This is a genomic window from Paenibacillus sp. FSL R5-0623, from assembly GCF_037974265.1.
In the GTDB taxonomy this organism is placed as follows: Bacteria; Bacillota; Bacilli; order Paenibacillales; family Paenibacillaceae; genus Paenibacillus.
Genome location: NZ_CP150233.1, coordinates 3952452 through 3971410, shown reverse-complemented (window position 1 = coordinate 3971410; position 18959 = coordinate 3952452). Strand labels below are relative to the sequence as shown.

Annotated in this window: 18 protein-coding genes; 17 read left to right on the top strand and 1 reads right to left on the bottom strand. The window is 43.6% G+C overall.

What is annotated here, in order from left to right; all coding sequences use genetic code 11:
• The first annotated feature begins 96 nt into the window (after positions 1-96).
• The 4 genes from MKY92_RS17345 (at position 97) to MKY92_RS17330 (ending at position 5801) form a co-directional block, all read left to right on the top strand.
• A complete protein-coding gene (locus MKY92_RS17345; RefSeq protein WP_339297079.1) occupies positions 97-1176 on the top strand; it encodes a hypothetical protein in 1080 nt (359 codons plus the stop codon).
• Positions 1177-1222: 46 nt separating this feature from the next.
• Positions 1223-2155, top strand: a complete 933-nt coding sequence (locus MKY92_RS17340; protein ID WP_339297078.1) for a tyrosine-type recombinase/integrase — start codon at positions 1223-1225, stop codon at positions 2153-2155.
• A 166-nt stretch (positions 2156-2321) separates the two neighbouring features.
• Positions 2322-4529 (top strand): hypothetical protein, encoded by a 2208-nt coding sequence (locus MKY92_RS17335; protein ID WP_339297077.1) that lies wholly within the window; start codon positions 2322-2324, stop codon positions 4527-4529.
• Positions 4530-4592: 63 nt separating this feature from the next.
• Entirely contained in the window at positions 4593-5801 is a 1209-nt protein-coding gene (locus MKY92_RS17330; RefSeq protein ID WP_339297076.1) for a hypothetical protein, read from the top strand.
• 128 nt (positions 5802-5929) lie between these two features.
• On the opposite strand, the gene MKY92_RS17325 is transcribed toward MKY92_RS17330, so the two are convergent.
• Positions 5930-6859 (bottom strand): L-lactate dehydrogenase, encoded by a 930-nt coding sequence (locus MKY92_RS17325; RefSeq protein ID WP_076217081.1) that lies wholly within the window; start codon positions 6857-6859, stop codon positions 5930-5932.
• 336 nt (positions 6860-7195) lie between these two features.
• Here MKY92_RS17325 and MKY92_RS17320 point away from each other — a divergent pair, with 336 nt between their 5' ends.
• From MKY92_RS17320 to MKY92_RS17260, 13 genes are all read left to right on the top strand, one after another.
• Positions 7196-8473, top strand: a complete 1278-nt coding sequence (locus tag MKY92_RS17320) for a YCF48-related protein (RefSeq protein WP_339297075.1) — start codon at positions 7196-7198, stop codon at positions 8471-8473.
• 149 nt (positions 8474-8622) lie between these two features.
• Positions 8623-8832 carry a hypothetical protein gene (locus MKY92_RS17315; RefSeq protein ID WP_339297074.1) on the top strand — a complete coding sequence of 70 codons (210 nt, stop codon included), beginning with the start codon at positions 8623-8625 and terminating at the stop codon, positions 8830-8832.
• Between the two features lie 411 nt (positions 8833-9243).
• Positions 9244-11037: a serine hydrolase domain-containing protein gene (locus MKY92_RS17310; protein WP_339297073.1), complete on the top strand. Its 1794-nt coding sequence runs from the start codon at positions 9244-9246 to the stop codon at positions 11035-11037.
• A gap of 61 nt (positions 11038-11098) precedes the next feature.
• The gene (locus tag MKY92_RS17305; protein WP_339297072.1) at positions 11099-11878 is read left to right on the top strand and encodes a phosphotransferase; all 780 of its coding nucleotides are present in this window, start codon (positions 11099-11101) and stop codon (positions 11876-11878) included.
• A 57-nt stretch (positions 11879-11935) separates the two neighbouring features.
• Entirely contained in the window at positions 11936-12361 is a 426-nt protein-coding gene (locus MKY92_RS17300) for an NUDIX hydrolase (protein ID WP_339297071.1), read from the top strand.
• Positions 12362-12470: 109 nt separating this feature from the next.
• Entirely contained in the window at positions 12471-13217 is a 747-nt protein-coding gene (locus tag MKY92_RS17295; protein ID WP_339297070.1) for a class I SAM-dependent methyltransferase, read from the top strand.
• A 142-nt stretch (positions 13218-13359) separates the two neighbouring features.
• Entirely contained in the window at positions 13360-13854 is a 495-nt protein-coding gene (locus MKY92_RS17290) for an AAA family ATPase (RefSeq protein ID WP_339297069.1), read from the top strand.
• 44 nt (positions 13855-13898) lie between these two features.
• Positions 13899-14441, top strand: a complete 543-nt coding sequence (locus MKY92_RS17285) for a GNAT family protein (protein ID WP_339297068.1) — start codon at positions 13899-13901, stop codon at positions 14439-14441.
• A gap of 42 nt (positions 14442-14483) precedes the next feature.
• A complete protein-coding gene (locus MKY92_RS17280) occupies positions 14484-15077 on the top strand; it encodes a C39 family peptidase (protein WP_339297067.1) in 594 nt (197 codons plus the stop codon).
• A gap of 317 nt (positions 15078-15394) precedes the next feature.
• The gene (locus tag MKY92_RS17275) at positions 15395-16606 is read left to right on the top strand and encodes a collagen-like protein (RefSeq protein WP_339297066.1); all 1212 of its coding nucleotides are present in this window, start codon (positions 15395-15397) and stop codon (positions 16604-16606) included.
• 218 nt (positions 16607-16824) lie between these two features.
• Entirely contained in the window at positions 16825-17430 is a 606-nt protein-coding gene (locus MKY92_RS17270) for a hypothetical protein (protein ID WP_339297065.1), read from the top strand.
• A 209-nt stretch (positions 17431-17639) separates the two neighbouring features.
• Positions 17640-18032: a DUF2500 domain-containing protein gene (locus tag MKY92_RS17265; protein WP_017688132.1), complete on the top strand. Its 393-nt coding sequence runs from the start codon at positions 17640-17642 to the stop codon at positions 18030-18032.
• A gap of 147 nt (positions 18033-18179) precedes the next feature.
• Positions 18180-18929, top strand: a complete 750-nt coding sequence (locus MKY92_RS17260) for a glucose 1-dehydrogenase (protein ID WP_339297064.1) — start codon at positions 18180-18182, stop codon at positions 18927-18929.
• Positions 18930-18959 lie beyond the last annotated feature (30 nt).

The window sequence follows — 18959 nt, the reverse complement described above, 5'->3', positions numbered from 1 at the left end:
ACCAACTTAATCACGGGGGCGGGGTTGCGGCTAAGCCAAATATGAAATATATTTGGGGATGTGACATGCCATCAGACATAAGAGAGGGGATGTATCTTGAACACACCATTACATACGAATTCAGATCATCAAAATGCAGCTTTTGGATTTGCATTAGCTGACTCATCCGTACTTGCAGAGGCGCAATTAATTGTTTCACAATCAGGAGGTGCAGATGACCTACAGTTGAATATTGATCCGCAGCGCCTTCTGAAGGATGGACGTAAGGTATCTGTCATTGCACAACAGTTGGATTCACCCGTCAATCGTCAAGATGCCAATATCATCTATGGTCAGGAGCTGGCATACGTGCAGTATGCTGTTAACCTGAAACCGGATAGCTCAATCTCCATTACATCTGTTGAAGGCGTTGAACAGTCTGTTAAACTTGGTTGGGCAGCATTTACAGAGGGGGAATACGAACTTCGAATCTCCCTGCATATGAAAACACCTCGTATTGCTGAAGGTGCACTCGAACCTGAACAACTTGCAATGGTTAAGTATGCGCAGGTTATCACCGTATATATATCGCTTTTCCCGGCAGAAGCAGCGTCGTTGAGTTCACTATCTCAAGCTGTTTGGAGCAGAAACCATCATGTGTTTGACTCCTACGGGAGAGGAGGGTTCATTCTTGCTGACCTGCCTCGACTCGCTGAACGTGTAGAGGAACTGATGGGACCGGGTAACCATAATCTGATCGAACAATTTGCGGAGGGGGAACTGTCGGATACGTTGCTGGAAGAGGGGCTGATGGCGATCGCCTGGGGCGTGACTCCGTGGTGTTATTCACTCTATTCTGCACCAGATGAGCAGTCTGCTCGAATACTTGCCGTGGACAAGCTGGGCGATGAACCTGACCGGCACGGGATCTACCGTATTGATCCGTCCATTCAACAATTAAGTATCATACCTGCGAATGAGCTGGCTTACTGGCCTGCCTGTGTGCAGAACGATTGGCCTGTTATTGATGTGGCGGGTGAAGGCGAGACGTTGCATATGGATTTGTATACTCAGATCTGTGAATCCGTGAATGGTCTGCACGAGAATCCATTGCCATCGTTTGTACTTACCCGTAGTCAAGGCAAACCCGAAACGATCATTCCGCTGATTGATGTTGTCATTGTGGATGAAGCGTAGAGCACTGTTCAACTTATAAAGAACTGAATTGAGGTGACGTAGACAGATGATGACCGAGGAGATTAAGGAGCAATATGCGGACGAGCTAGAAGCTTTTCACATATGGATGAAGGATGCCGGATATACAGGCCATACGTTAAAATCATACACAGGTGACGTAGTGGAATTCCTGGTCTCCATTCAAGGAAAGTCACTGGAGCAGGTCAAAAAGCTGCATGTGTTGTCTTTTCTGTCCCGCGCGCGGGAGCGTGGGGTTAGTGATGCCACGAGAAATCGCAAACATGCCGCGGTGAACTGTTTTTACAAGTCCCTCATTGAACTTGAATTGTTAAGCAATAATCCGGCGTTTGGGATCAAAAAATCCAAAACCGAGAAAAACCGTGCGCCCGTTTTCCTTGATGAAAGTGGGCTGTCACGTTTTCTGGAGTCGGTAGAAGGAAAGTATCGTACACGTAATCTGGCTGTTTTTCTACTGATGGGATATATGGGATTACGGGTTGGAGAAGTGCATGCTCTGGATTGCAAAGACTATAACGCGGAGCGACGTACGTTGGATGTATTTGGTAAAGGTCGTAAATGGCGCTCCCTACCTGTACCGGAGACTGTGGCAAAAGTCTTATCACAAGCGATGGCTGAGCGTCTCGATCCTTGGCGACCGAAAGAGGAAGCACTATTTGTCTCGCAAAAAGGGAAAAGATTGTCTATTCGCAGCATCCAGCTCATATCTACGGAAACCTTTGAACGCTTCCAACAGGAATCACCCGCTAATCAACGTCAAAACTACTCCAGTCATAAGCTGCGTCACTCCTTCGCGACCATGATGTTACGGCGTGGAGCCGACTTGCGTACAGTACAGGAACTGCTCGGTCATGCATCGATTCAAACGACAACCGTGTACACTCACGTAACCAGCCGGGAGAAAGAAGAGGCTATGGCTCTGTTGGACGTTAAACTTCCCGCATTTGGGTTAAACAATTAGCTATTGAATAATTTGATTTAGAGAAGCCTGTCCAAGTGACAGGCTTTTTGAGTTCTCAAATACTGAATTATGCGATCACTCTCACCCTTAGCAATAATTGGAATACCTTATGTAAAGAAGTTAGGGGATGCCAAAAATTAATATGCATGTGAGGGGAGGGGATAACATGGTTACTTTATCAACTGGACCGATTGAGAATAATCCAGTTAGTGGCGTAAGGCCAACACAACAGCTGACGATTAAGATCGATAATAGAGATCTGGTCAATAATGCGAGTATCTTGATTCAGGGATTTTATATGAATGGAACCAGAACTCTATACGTACTTGAATTAGTTAGTATAAATCCGAATCAAGCAATAACGAAGAACTACTTTGCAAACCTGGATGTATTTGAATTTATCTTTACAACAAGTGGTCTCGCAGAACAGCAAGTAGAAATATCAGTTTGGGGAAAGAATTCTGCCGGGCAGCTTGTAACGCCCCATCGTATTGTATCTTCAGAATTGTTAGGTGCAAATGAGTCCATGGGAGTTACCGGAGTAACTGGGGCAACTGGTGTAACTGGAGCTACTGGTGCAACTGGTGCAACCGGAGAAACTGGAGATACTGGAGCAACTGGTGCAACTGGTGCAACTGGTGCAACTGGAGCTACTGGTGTAACCGGAGCTACTGGTGAAACTGGTGCAACCGGAGAAACTGGAGATACTGGAGCAACTGGTGCAACTGGTGCAACTGGAGCTACTGGTGTAACCGGAGCTACTGGTGAAACTGGAGCTATTGGTGCAACTGGAGATACTGGTGCAACCGGAGAAACTGGAGTAACTGGTGCTACTGGAGATACTGGAGCTACTGGTGCGACTGGAGATACTGGTGCGACTGGAGGTACTGGTGTAACTGGAGCTACTGGAGAAACTGGAGCAACTGGTGTAACTGGAGCAACTGGAGCAACTGGAGCAACTGGAGTAACTGGTGCAACTGGGGCAACTGGAGTGACTGGGGCAACTGGAGTGACTGGGGCAACTGGAGATACTGGTGTAACCGGAGGTACTGGTGTAACTGGAGCTACTGGTGCAACTGGAGTAACTGGAGTAACTGGTGCTACTGGAGCAACTGGTGCTACTGGAGCTACTGGAGATACTGGTGCAACCGGAGCTACTGGTACAGTCGATCCTACCGTAACGATAGTGGGAGTAGGCCCAAATGTTAGTTCTGAATTTAGCGAATTAAGAGCAAGTGAAAAAACGCCGATTATTGAATTGACTTCAGTATATGGTCTATCTAACCTAAGAGACATCGTCTCTACGTTGGGTGCTGCAACGGTTGGAAGCAACAACACAGAGTTTCAATTAACCACGACAGCATCTGGAGCAGATACGGCAATACTTCAAAGCTCAGAACGGGGAAGGTATGAGTCAGGGTATGCTGGAGAAGCAGGGATCGGTGTACGATTGCCTGTTGCCCCTACAGGAACACAAGTGGTGAGATGGGGACTTTTTGATGACCAAAATGGTTTGTTTTTTGGCCAGAGTGTGGCAAACGGAATATTTATAGCAGTCAGAAGAGCAGGATCTGACACGATTATTCCTCAGGCTTCCTGGAACGTGGATACATTAGATGGAACTGGTCCTAGCGGAGCTACGCTTAGTCTGGCTAAGGGGAATATATTTCAAATTTTATTTACTTGGTACGGTTATGGGGTCATTGAGTTTAGAGTTGTTATTCCTGATCCTACGACTTTAGCGCAAGAAGTAATTACCGTTCAACGATTCTCACCAAGCGGGCAAACAAGCTTGGCCGATCCTAATCTTCCTCTCCGTGCTGAAATTTCGAATAGTGGAACAGCATCTGCACTTAATTTATTTGTTGGAGGAAGACAATATAGCATTTTGGGCAGATATAGTCCGGTATTCAGAATTACTTCTGAAAGAAGAACCGTAACTGCAACTGGGGCTCTGACACCGGTTTTGGCCTTCCAAAGAAAAGCAACTTTCCCGGCAGGTTCAGGCAGAACGAATTCAGTCAGTGTAAAACTTGAAGGAATCGACCTTGTAACCTCAGACGATATATACTATCAGATCATATTAGGCGGAACCATTAATGGAGCCTTTGCAACGTATCCAACGGCTACGACGAATATTCCAAACTCGGAGACAGGTCTGTTAGTAAATAGTACGCTAACGACCATTACTGGAGGTCAAGTACTACTACAAGGCTTAGCAGCTGGCGTTGAAGGAAGTGCCAGAATTTTAGCTTCTGCGTCATTATTGGATTTTCAATTACCAGACACTGAATTTGTCACGCTGGCTGTAGCTAACTTAAGTGGTGGTACGAATTCTGTCACCGCAACCTTTAGTGTCACTGAAGAATGGTAGTCAATAAAAGCGGGGAGAAGAATATTCACTTCTTCTCCCTCTTTCTGCAAAGGAGGAGAAACATTGTCAGATATTATCATCTCCAATATTGGGCCAAATGTCAGTTCGCAATTCGATGAGCTGCGTGTAGTACAAAAAACTCCAATTGTGGAGTTAACTTCTGTGTATGGTTTATCGATCCTTAGAGATGCAGTTACGAATACTGGGGCTGGCACGGTTACAAATAACGCGACTGAGTATAATTTGAGCAACACTGCCAGTGGCGTAGACTCGGCCATTTTAGAAAGTGTATTACGAGGACGATATGAACCAGGTTATGCAGGAGAGGCCGGGATAGGGGTCCGAATTCCTTCTCTGCCAATAGGTAACCAAGTGGCGCAATGGGGATTATTTGATACTCAAAACGGAGCCTTTTTTGGAGTGAACAGTACTACGGTGTTTGTAACCGTACGAAGAGCAGGAGTTGATACGACAGTTCCTCAAAGCTTATGGAATGTAGATCCATTAAACGGGACAGGGCCAAGCGGAGCTACACTAAACTTATCAAAAGGGAACATATACCAAATTGTATTTACATGGTATGGTTACGGAGTGATCGAATTTAGAGTGGTTATCCCTGATCCCGTAACGTTAGCCCAAGAGGTAGTTACCGTTCATCGATTCTCCCCAACAGGTCAAACAAGCTTTGTTGATCCAAATCTTCCGTTAAGAGCACAAGTCGCTAATAATGGAACTGGTGCTGCTTATAGTATATTTGTGGGTGGAAGACAATATAGTATTATCGGAAAATATGAACCAACCTATAGAGTAACTTCCGAAAGAAGAAGAATAACTAATGTTACATCAACATTAACACCCGTAATTTCATTTACAAGAAAAGCTGTGTTTCCAGCGGGTTCGGCTAGAACGAATTCGGTTCAGGTGAATTTGGAAGAAATTAATGTGATTTCAACCGTAGATCTAAGTTACCAAGTGCTTGTGGGAGGAACGTTAAATGGAGCTTTTGTTAATTATCCCACAGCTACAACGATCATTCCTGATAGCGAGACCGCACTGCTGGTCAACAATACCTCTACAACAATTACAGGTGGAGAAGTGGTGTTTCAAGGCATTACAGGAGGGGCAGCAGGGAATACCAGAATATTGGCCTCTTCAGAACTTTTGGATTTCACTCTTCCGGAAAATCAGATTGTAACTTTAGCTGTATCGAACATTGGTGGTCCAGGCTCGAACACAGTTAATGTGGTATTTAGAGTAACGGAGAGTTGGTAATTAGTAATGTTCAAAGATAAAACCTTAACGGAATAAATGTTATGTAAACTAAATGAAATTTAGATAGCTAATAACCACCTGGATACTCCTTAATACAGGAATACAGGTGGTTATTTTTTATACGTGGATTATTCCAATCCAGCGATCTGTTCTTTTAATTTGTTAGCAGATGCCTGGAAAGCCACTTTCTCGGATTCATTCAGCGGAAGAGGCAGAATTTCGCGCACACCGTTGCGATCGACAACACATGGAACTCCGAGATAAACATCCGATACACCATTGTAGTCTTCAAGGTAAGTGGATACGTTCAGAACGGAGCCTTCGTTGCCGAGAATTGCAGCTACAATGCGGTCCAGAGCAAGGGCGATTGCATAGGAAGTCGCTCCTTTGGCATTAATAATCTCATACGCCGCATTTTTGGTACGGTCGAAGATATCCTGTTGTGTTTCTTCATCCAATTCCAGATCTGTTCCTGCAACGTTAGCCAGGCTCCATACCGGTACTTCGGAATCTCCATGCTCACCAATAATGTGTGCGTGAATACTACGCGGGTCGATCCCTTTATTCTTGCCAATCAGGTAACGGAAACGTGCGCTATCGAGCAATGTACCTGAACCGATGACACGGGAAGCAGGCCATCCGCTTTGTTTCCACGAAGTATAGGACAAAATATCTACAGGATTGGTTGCAATCAGTAAAATACCATGAGAATTCACTTCAGTAATACGCTCAATAATATCTTTGAAAATGCTTGCATTTTTCTTCAGCAGATCAATCCGGGTTTCGCCCGGCTTCTGGGAAGCACCGGCTGTAATAATAATGATATCTGCATCTTTGCAGTCGGAATAATCGCCAGCCCATACTTTCACGCCTCCCGTAAATGGAAGACCGTGGTTCATATCCAGCATTTCGCCGGTTGCCTTATCATGATTCACATCCACAAATACCAACTCGGACGAACGCTGTCTCAGCATTAGCGTGTATCCCGTTGTTGTTCCCACCGCACCCATGCCTACAATCACGACACGACTTGGTTTCAGAGCTGCACTATTTGTCATGTTCATATCATCTCCTTTTTGGGTTATACTCCCATCCATATTAAGGGATTAGAGAATATAAAGCGAGTGTTGTCTATAAAATAGTTCACATTTCATGTCTTTTTACCAATTATTCCGTCGAAAAACAGTTTAGGATGAAATTAATGGTAATAAATGTGCGACCTATAGCCCAGAGTATGAGCTGGAAAAAGGGAGCGGGCCAACCATGAGTCGGCAATGAGCCTTTTACATAAGGTTTGTGGTAGAATAGGAGCAGTGGATTCTGATGAATCGTAAATAAAACGCCATAGGACAGGCATGCGCGCCTGTATATTGGATGAGAGAGGTGGAACCCACTTGCGTTTGCAATGGATTAAAATCGCGCAGACAGCATTGCTGTCTATAGGTATAGCAGCTGTATTGGCTGCATGCACCGACTCAGATCAACCTCCGGAAGCAGAACCTCCGCAGCAGCAGGAGGACGCCGGGAATACAGGGCAGACATTAACTGTCGTTCCCCCTGTGAACAGTACAGAATCTGCAGATATGGCCAAGTACCAAATACAGACCCGTTTGACCGATTTTCAGTTGCTCAATGACAACGGAGGATTGGCGTGGGGTGTGACGCGGAATGCACTGCGCCTGTACTACACTCAGGATCAGGGAAAGACCTGGACCAATATTTCACCTTCGGAAAATGTACAGTTTCCGGCTAACCCTAAATATGGACAAAGCATTTATTTTGTAGATCGTGCACATGGTTGGATTGTTCGTGAAGGCATGGGTGGAACAGATACCATGGTGCTTCGCACCAACAATGGGGGCGTAACCTGGAGCCTGTCTTCTCTGTCCAAGACGGATAAAGTGACTGCGATCTCATTTGTATCTCCTGAAAAAGGCTGGATTCTCACCACGGTCGATACCGCTATTGGTAAACAGGACAAGAAACTTTACTTCACCGAGGACGGTGGAATCACCTGGAATCGGATGTTATCCAGTGATGAAGATGGCAAACAGGAAGCAGAAGAAATTTCCAAACGTGGATACACCATGGGGATGACATTCTCGGATCCAAAGCATGGTTTCTTAACAGCGCTTGAGTTCGGTACACCGAAGTTATATGTAACATCAGACGGTGGTGAGAGCTGGAATACAGGACCATCCTTCTTTGATCGAAACAAATTCAACGGGTGTGGTAATTTCAGTGTTAGTTCACCACAATTTTTTGGACGTGAAGCGCAGTCAGCCTGGATGTCAATGTCCTGTTCTCAAGGGGAGAGCACGACATTCAATGGATTCTTTACCACTGATGGCGGAAAGAGCTGGAAGCTGTCCAATTTCACTTTAAACAAACAAACGGGTCCGAATCGTAACCTTTCACCGGTATTTCTGAACGCATCGGAAGGTTGGGCGATGCAAAAGGGCATAACCTACCACACCAAGGATGCGGGCAAAACATGGAGCGTTCTTCCTGCAAGCAGTGTACTGGAGAAAATTCTTGAAGACTATCCGGAGATTGTGAAGATGCAGATGGTTACTCCCAAGCTTGGCTGGATATTGGTTGAAAATACAGATGCCAAAAGATCGCTGTTACTGCAAACGGTAGATGGCGGTGTACATTGGAAAGTACTATAAACGTTCAGTGTTATCGATGTGAATAGATAGGAGAAAGGAGAGGAGCCAGAAGAGTTCCTTTTCTTTTTTTGCTTAGTTTGTGAAATAAATCACAAATAAATCCACTAGAAGGTGATATATTTAACTCAACAAGAGAAGGAGTGATGAAGATGAGAACCAACGGTCAAACTCAATTCACGCAGGCGGATGAATTAACCAGATATATGCTTCAATTATGCTACACATGTGACGATGCGAATCGTTGTACGACAGAGGAAGCAGTGAAGGCTTGCATGGCAGAACACGCACAAGCAGACCAGCCCGAACAAGCCGAAGGTGAAGATGTAACTCGCGGGTATATGGATCTGATGTACGCTTAGGCTAATCATTCACAGAGAACGCTCCTGCGGGAGGGTTCTTTTTGATTTGGAGAGAAATGTATGCGCTTTTAAATTCACTTCGCAAATATTGCAGCATGGGTTATTATAGAAATAATTAAGGTAAATTAATCAAAATGTGGAATTGTTTTATTGACTCTTAGTTTGGAGGAAGGTGACATGGATAAACGTAGTATTATTAAGCCAATGGCTTGTTTTGGGATACCAAAGGACAACTTTTGTCATCCACAAATGTGTTGCTGCAGAAGAGGATAGACTTGTTTTTAAAAAATGTTACTTTGATAATTGATGCAACTGTAAAATGATGATTTTGCTAATAAAGCAAAGATGCTCCCTGTAACCTTTGTGATAAAGGAACGAAAACTATATTAGAACGATAAAGGAGAGTGGCTAATGAAGATTAATCGAAGATATCACCATGTTAATAAAGTAATCGCTTGTGTTCTGATACTTGCATTCATCATTACGACATGTGCGGTACCTGTAAACGCTGAGGTAGAGAATGTAGAGACTACGCCCTCCAGAATTGCGTTGTTATCGTTAGAGGAAACGATTGATTCATATGTGGCCACGAATCAGAAGAATACCGCTGCCGTTTCGGTTGTAGCTATCAAGAACGGTGAGACTATTGTGAATAAGGCCTATGGATACGCAGATCTTGAGCAACAGAGAAAGGCAGACACCTCTACTGTATTTGAATGGGGTTCAACTTCTAAACTATTGGTCTGGACGAGTGTTATGCAGCTTGTAGAACAGGGAAAGCTTGATTTGGATACCGATATTCAGGACTATTTGCCGGAAGGATTTCTAAAGAATCTTGAATACGATGCTCCCATTACCCTAATGAACCTTATGCATCATAACGCAGGATGGGAAGATAGATTGATAGACTTATGGTATTCATCCGAGAGTGATATTGTGGAATTAGGTGAAGCATTACAAAAATTTGAACCAAGGCAGATCGATAAACCTGGGAGTGTTGTTGCTTATTCAAACTATGGTACGGCTATGGCTGCTTACATCGTTGAATTACAAAGCGGACAACCCTTTTACAAATATGTCAACGAACATATATTTAAACCGCTGAATATGAAAGACACTTCGATTCACCCGTCACAGTATGATAATTTAAACGTCTTGAAACGAAGAAACGAGATTCAGGGATACACTACGAATCTGAAACTCATCCCTAAGAATAGAGCATACATAAGCTTGTACCCTGCGGGGGGCGCCATGGGCACAGCAGAGGATGCAGCTAGATTTCTTGCAGCCTTAATGCCGGTGGATCGTAGTAATTTATCAATTGCGAACAATGACACCTTAGACGAGATGCTGTCAACAAGTCTATATTACGATGGGACTTCAACTCCACGAATTGCACATGGCTTCTTTGAAGTGGAATACTGGGTGCCTGCACTGGAACACGCTGGAAGTACGGCGGGATTTTCAAGTAAATTTGTTTTTGACCCGGAGTCTAATTTTGGGTTAGTAGTCATGACAAACCAGTCAAATGAAATGGCTTATAACGTTGGTCTTGTCCAGAAGGTGTTTGGAAGTAGTTTCAGCACGAATTCAGTTGAATCTGAGAGTGGAGGATATTATCTGCCTGCGCGACGGGTCGTTTCCGGTTTTACGAAGGCATATTCGATGTTAAGTCTACAGAAATATACCACATTTGACCTTAGTAACTTTGCAAATGTTGTTGAGAGTAACGGTGCTGTTGAGAAGGCCTCCATCCCTTATAATGACTTTTTGCCCGTATCCAACTTAACGATAAACTTGATCAAAGCATCTTTTATTGCTCTTGCAATAGCGATCCTGCTCAGTTTGAGAGCGATAATTGGCTATTTTATTCGGTTATCCAAATACAAATTAAAAAACTGGGAAAGACCCGGTACAGGGTTTGATAAATATCATATTGTCATTAATATCGCCAGTCTGGCATTCATTTTGAATACGATCCTATTGTTCATGCGCGCCTTAGGCTTCTCCCCCTATTCTTCATTGCGCATACATCTCTTCTTGAACCTGGTTTATGTGATTCTAGCTGTGGTGTATCTTGTCTTGTTGTTCTACAAAGTGCTGAAAAGAAGCTATAGTAAAAAGCAAAAGGCGGTATACATCATGTCTGGCATGTCGGCTTTCCTATTTGCTGCTTTTATTATGGGATGGGATTTGTACTTTTAGAGCGGAATTATCGACGAGAACATGATCAGAAAGAGCATGAGATAGTAGAAAGGATAAAACTATGAATATTCAAGATCTCCCAATTGAGATAAAAGAACATATAGGGGAAGTCCAGAAAATCACTTTTCCTAAGCAAGGTCATACTTCTACTGTGGCTATACTGGATACGTTTGATCAAAAGTACATCATCAAGAAGACAGAAAACGATCTTTATAATGAATGGTTATCCGATGAATATAAGGTGCTCCAATACCTTTACCATACGGGACTACCTGTTCCAAAGGTATACTCATTTCATACTGGGGACACATCGAGATGGCTTTTGATGGATTACATTGATGGAATAAGTTTAAGAGAATTTCTCTCTAAGATGCCTGACCTCCAAAGTAAAGAAAAAGCGATTTTTAACTTTGGGCTTTGTTTAAAGAAAATACATGAATGCTCTTGTCCTGTTGAATTATTGAACAATGACAGTCCTTGGTTAGATACAATGCTTAATAAAGCAGAATATAATCTATCTCACTTTGCTGTAGACGGATCAGAAGAACTACTTCAACAGTTGAAAGAAGGAAGACCAAAACCAATAGAGAACACTTTCATTCATGGAGATTTTACTATTGATAATGTACTAGTTAATGATTGTAATATTGTTGGAGTTATTGACTGGGCAGGAGCAGCTTATGGCGATCCAAGATATGTTGTAGCGTTAGCCATTAGACCGAAACATAATACGTTTGATAATGAAAGAGATAGAGAAATCTTTTATAACGGGTATGGAAAGTTAAGAATAACGGATGAAGAATATAATTATTTTGAAGACGGGATATATAACTTCTTTTAGTCTGGCTATAAATTGTTCTTCAAACGTATATTAATCTCTATAGAAGGAGTCGAATCAATGAGCCCTCCAAAACATATCTTATCTGCCGCTGCAATCGTGATAAACGACAAAAATGAATTATTACTTATTAGAGGACCACGAAGAGGATGGGAAATGCCAGGCGGTCAAGTGGAAGAAGGAGAATCTCTAAGTCAAGCTGCGATCAGAGAAACGAAAGAGGAGTCCGGTATCGACATTGAAATCATCAAATTCTGTGGAATATTCCAAAATATCGAGAATTCAATATGTAACACATTATTTCTAGCCAAACCAATAGGAGGAGAATTAATCACATCATCGGAGAGCTTAGAGTCTGGTTTCTTTCCGATCGAAGAAGCCATTTTAAAAGTCGAATGGAAAAACTTCAGAGAAAGAATAGAGTACTGCTTAAAACCTGAGATGCAACCTTTTTGCATTGAGTTCAGTGATAAGAATAATATTTAAAAGTTCCCGGAAAGGAAGTTCAATCAATGAAACGAGTCGATGTAGATTACATATTTCAACGAAGGTAACAAGTAATGTTCTGAATGTAGTGTATAAAGGAGGCTATCAGATGAACAAGTACAGTGTTTATGAAACAAACAGTTTCTATTGGGATACAAAAGGGAATGACTTTTTGAGAGCAATCGTGCTTCCGCATTATGGAGCATTTATCTCAGAAGAAAAACACCAACTTTTTGGGGATGTCTCAGGATTAAAGATGTTAGAGGTGGGCTGTGGAAATGGTCAATCCTTGCAGTATCATGGGGATCGCAAAGCAGGTGAGCTATGGGGTATGGATATATCCCAGAAACAGATAGAAAAGACACAACAACACTTGAGAACATACGGAATTCTTGCAACATTGATATGTTCACCCATGGAAGAGGAATGTGGGATTCCTACTAATTATTTTGACGCTGTGTATTCGATTTATGCCATAGGTTGGACAACCGATCTTGAAGGTACTTTCAGCCGAATCGCTTCTTATTTAAAGAAAGATGGCATTTTTATTTTCAGCTGGTCTCATCCAATTCATAGAAGTGTCGTTGAAGAAAATGATAGATTTGTCTTCAATAAGCCATATTCTGATGAATCGTGGTATGCGGTATCTCCTGACTTTTGTCAAGGTGAATTAACCTTGGCTGATCGTCAACTATCAACCTATATCAATGCGTTAGCGAAAGCGGGATTTGTCATTGAACAGATGATAGAAGAATCCGATGAGGATATCATGCAATTACATGATAATAGCGATAGCCTCCTTAAAAGAGCGAAGATGTTACCTGTAACCTTTGTGATCAAAGCGAGAAAACGATGAATAAATGAAATGAATCGGAGAGTGGGCTATGTTTAAATATCAAATGGATACTGCTACCTATCTATCGCTATTATTTATGGCTTGAAAGCAGATCAATGGAGAACGTAATAAATCAAATTTTATTTTAACTAAGGAGCTAGTTATGAGGAAATTACCGCTTTTTATAGTGACAGGCGCAAGTGGAACAGGAAAAACAACGATCTCTTCGCTTGTTCGCAAGCAACTTCCCGAATTTGACGTCTTTGATATGGATATCATCGATAACGTGGATTGGCAGATTGCCAAAGAGAATTGGTTGAGGATTGCGTATAACATATCGCTAAGTGGACGAGGGACAGTTTTATGCGGAACGATGGTGCCGGAAAACATTGCATCGTCCGATTACATAGATCGATTTGATCGAATTCTATATATGAATTTGCATTGTGACGATGTTACTCGCGAGACGCGTTTAAGAGCTCGTGGGTGGGACAAGAATCTGATTGAAGATCACAAAAATTTTGCCAACTGGTTACTCCAAAATTCGAAAACTGCATTTGACCCGCCAATGCAAACAATTGATACGACAGAACTTGCAGCAGTGGGAGTAGCTGAACAAATTAAAGAATGGGTTTTAAAGAACTGGTGCGAGGAATGAACACCTAAAATAACCTCATAGTTAAATTGAGTGGGAGGAACAGAATGCTACCTTTTCAAGTGAATGAATCTATTGTATTAAAGCTGATCCAATCTCGAGATAGAGATGAGTTGTATGCGTTAATTGATGAGAACAGAAAGTACTTGAGAGCGTGGTTACTCTGGGTTGATAAAAGACAATCGCCCAGCGATTTAGATTCTGTAATAGAAGTATGGACACATAATTATGAAGAGCGAAACGGTTTTGATTCCGGAATATGGTTCAATGAACAATTGGTCGGGATGTTAGGATTGCATTATATTGATTGGAATAATCGAACAACGAGCATTGGATATTTTTTAGCTGAGTCAGCACAGGGCAAAGGAATCATCACCAAATCAATAGAACAATTGCTTAAATATCTCTTTAACGAGTTGAAGTTAAATCGTGTCATTATTCAATGTGCAGAAAACAACTTTAAAAGTAGAGCTATACCTGAGAAAATCGGATTTTCAAATGAGGGCATATCCAGAGAAGCTCAATGGGTTTACGATCATTATGAGAATATTGTGACGTATAGTCTGCTGTCTAGTGAATGGCATACTTAAACGGTAGAGTATATCATCTGATGAAGAGAAGGAGGTCACGTGTTGTTTCTCAATGTATTACTTTGGTTGATTATTCTCTGGGTGATCTCCCTTTATTTTAGTTTCCCTAAGAAAGATCGCATGTACACAGTCAATGTGCCAAGCACATATTACATTCAATCTTCAAATCGGTTGGATATTCAGAAAAACTACGAATGCGCTGCATTTTCAAGTGCGTTTGTCTTGAGACATTTCGGTTTGGAGTCCAACGGAACAAAGTTATATGAAACCTATCCTCGCAAATTACTGGATGGGACGGTATATCCCAAAGCGGTTGTTGTTTTTTTCAGGAAGCTAGGATATCAGGCAATGTACTTACGAGGAAATGTGAATACGTTGAAAAAACAGATCAGCCAGGGTGTACCTGTTATTTTATTTATTAGAGTACATCCCAAAGTACGTTATTTGCATTTTGTTCCCGTCGTTGGCTATGATGAAACACATTTTTACTTGGCAGAATCGTTAGACCACAAGATTAATTGTGATGAAGGATATTACAATCGAAAAATCAGTATAAGTGAACTCAACATGTTATGGAGGTCCTGGTTACCTTTTTCTCAAAACTCCTATATCGTTGTACACCCGATGCAGATGTAAGACGACTCTCTTTCAAGGGGTATGATATATTAGCTTTAAACGAACTAATCTGCTTTATTCGGAACGTCTGCGTGATTAAACCAAGCAACTCATGCCCAAATGGCATGAGTTTTTTTGTGAACAAATACCGTTACGTAAACCAGCTCGACTCAATTAATGGTTATGACCAATTTAGATCAACCGTAGGGACGGTGTGATTCAATTTTATTGTTTTTCCTGGGAATAAGCTGAGTTTTTCACTAAAATGGTTGTTCGTCCACGCACCTTTTCATCTACATACGTACGTTAAACTATGTCTGTAGGGAGGTGTCCACACGGTGAGTTATTCAGAAGTGAAGAAACGTATGAAGAGAAAAAAGGCAACATTACATCCGTGTAAAATTAAAAGAAAAGAACGCCGATTGAAAGTGGCCAAAAAGTTCGTTCAAGTAAAATGTCCGCCTCCAGAAGTGAATATATCTACACCTACTGTTGTTGGCCCAACAGGACCACAAGGTATACAAGGCGTACAGGGCGTACAGGGTATTCCAGGTAAACAAGGGGTTGAAGGGCCACCTGGAGCTCAAGGACCAGCGGGGGGGCCGCCTGGACCACAAGGACCTCAGGGACAGCCTGGTCCTGCTGGAGCGGTAGGCTCTCAAGGTCCGGTAGGTCCCGCTGGACCCATGGGAGCTCAGGGGATTCCAGGAGAAGCAGGTGCCGTAGGGCCACAAGGTCCGCAAGGTAATCCCGGACCTGCCGGAGCGATTGGACCTCAAGGTTTTCCTGGCCCCGCTGGAGCTGTTGGGCCGACGGGTGCGACAGGAGCAGCAGGTCCAGCAGGCCCAGCCGGTGCAGCAGGAGCGGTAGGTCCCGCTGGGGCAGTAGGTCCGGCAGGCCCAGCCGGTGCAGCAGGAGCGGTAGGTCCCGCTGGAGCAGTAGGTCCGGCAGGCCCAGCCGGTGCAGCAGGAGCGGTAGGTCCCGCTGGAGCAGTAGGTCCGGCAGGCCCAGCCGGTGCAACAGGAGCGGTAGGTCCTGCTGGAGCAGTAGGCCCGACAGGTGCGACAGGAGTAGCTGGTCCTGCTGGAGCCACGGGAGTTACAGGTGCCACAGGAGCAGCTGGAGGCGTACTGGGTTTTGCTGACTTTTTCGCGCTGATGCCACCTGATAATGCAGCAACGGTTGCTCCCGGTACGGATGTAAGCTTTCCTCAGGATGGGCCGACAAGTGGAACAACGATCGCACGCACGGGGCCAAGTTCATTTAATCTGGCAGCCATTGGTACGTATCAGATTTTGTTCCAGGTGAGCATCAATGAAGCTGGTCAATTAATCTTAACTAACAATGGGGCAGATTTGGCTCCTACTGTAGTTGGGCGAGCAACGGGAACGTCTCAGATTGTGGGTATGGCTTTAGTGCAGACAACCGTGATTAATTCTATTCTGACCGTACGGAACCCGGCTGGTAATGCTACAGCATTAACAATCACGCCACTTGCGGGCGGAACAAGACCTGTATCGGCACATCTTGTGATCACACAATTAGCATGAGTCCGTTAACAGCCTAGGCTAATTGTCCTCAGCTTTATTAAATATGCATCTACAATGGTAATATGGGTTTGCTTGAACTGAGATAACAGTGCTTTACCCGAAGCTGTTATCTCAGTTGGAGCGGATAATGGTACAGGAGTAACTACATATCGGATACCCTTTTTATTTTGTGAGGAATGGCAAAAACTTCACCACTAATTATTTTTTCAGTAGTTAATATGATAAAATATTGGAAAAACCTCAGAGGTGAGTACATGAGGAATGGACACTGGAGAAAAATAACATGGATTGTTGCGACATTATTATTAATCATGATCACGGCTTGCGGCAATAGCAAATTTAATCCAAACGAATTTTCAGAACAGGATCTGGCTGTGACGAAGACCGACAGTGAGGATAAGATTACGTATGGAATGAGTCAGGAAGAGGCGGAGAAAATCCTCGGTGAGGGAACATCTACTGGTGTGGGTCAATCCTATCAATACAATAACGGAATCACGATTGGGTATAGGGATGCCAAAGTCGTTAGTATCATCTTGAACAAGGACTCGAAAGGGTACTTTAAGACGGCTCGCGAGGCAGAGGCGGGGATGACACATCAAGAGATTCTCGACCTGTATGGCAAGGAACATGTTTTGGTCGAATCTGAACGTAATATCGATTATGCCTATCATATTCAGAAGGAAACATTCCTGGATGAGAAGTCGCTGCAAGCGGAAAAAGATGATCTGGCTATCTATCGTGCATCGTTTATGCTGACAAAAGAAGGACAGGTTAATCAGGTTATATTGTCGGATCAACGATTTGCAACAACCTTTAAATAAAACAGGGCTGCTAGTTAAGCAAGGTATTAGATAATGAAATAGTACTTATTTTCGGATAAAGCAACCCTTCGGTATTCTGCCGGAGGGTTTTCCCCTTCACACCGTTCGATTTCAATCCGGATAACAAGTTCCTTGTTTACGTGCATATACATTACTGGAGACGGGTCAAGACTCCGGCTGTCCTAAGTTGTATGAACGGAGGGAGAGACATGGGCATTGAATCATCCTGGATGTTTGATTTGTTTGGAACCGTCTTTCCGGTTGTATTTGTTCTGATTATAGGTATAGTCCTTCTGTCGATGGGAAAGGAGGTATGGAGGTGGGGACGCAACAACTCGGAGCCGCTATTGACCGTGCCTTCACGAATCACCAGCAGACGGATGAAGATGAGTCAGTCGCAATCTGAACCGGGCAGTACAGCACGAACGTTATACTACGTCACCTTTGAAGTAGAAAGTGGAGATCGGCTTGAATTCAAAGTCAATGGTGAAGAGTATGGTTTGTGCGCTGAGGGGGATGAAGGACGGCTCTCGTTCAAAGGAACGCGTTATGTAGGCTTCGAGCGATATAATCGCGTATATTCTGAACGCCTACGGGGTTAAACTGAGCAGCTTGCGCCAGAATGGCGTGAGCTTTTTTTGATTATTTGCTGGACAAGCGTTTCTTAATGGGCCTATCGTGTTTTTATATAAGAAGAGGCTTAATGAGGGTATGATCAAAGGATCATTACAATAGAGGAGGCAATCAATATGTCATATACAGATCAGGTCGTTGTTGTAACAGGGGCCGCTCAGGGAATAGGACGGAGTGTGGCTGAAGCATATGCAGTCGCGGGGGCCAAAGTTGTACTTGCTGACTACAAGGAGGCGGAGGGTGCAGCAGCCGCAGCTTCCATTCGTAATGAAGGTGGAGAAGCCATCTTTGTCCAATGTGATGTTCGGAGCGAACAGGATATTACGAATCTTTTTCGTACAACCGTGGAAGAATTCAAGCAAATCGATGTTCTGGTGAATAATGCAGGACTCGCCAAGTGGAAGTCACCCTACGAGCTGACGCTGGAAGAATGGGACGATGTACTCAATACCAATGTGAGAAGTTGCTTTTTGGCGAGTCGGGAAGCGGCCAAACATATGAAAAACAATGAACACGGGGGTGCCATTATCAACATGGCTTCTACCCGTGCGCTGATGTCTGAGCCGGATACCGAAGCTTATGCCGCATCCAAAGGAGCGATTGTAGCTCTGACGCATGCGCTGGCGGTCTCACTGGGCAAGGACCAAATTCGGGTCAATTGTATCAGTCCGGGATGGATTGAGACAGGTGACGTGGAGAAATTGAAAAAGGAGGACCATGAACAGCATCCCTCCGGTCGTGTGGGTGTTCCTTCGGATATCTCCCGTGCTTGTCTATATTTGTCTGATCCAAGCAATACCTTTGTCACAGGGACCAACCTCGTTATTGATGGAGGCATGACCCGAAAAATGATATATGAGGACTAGAACCGGGATTGAGCCGGGCGAGCCCTAAGC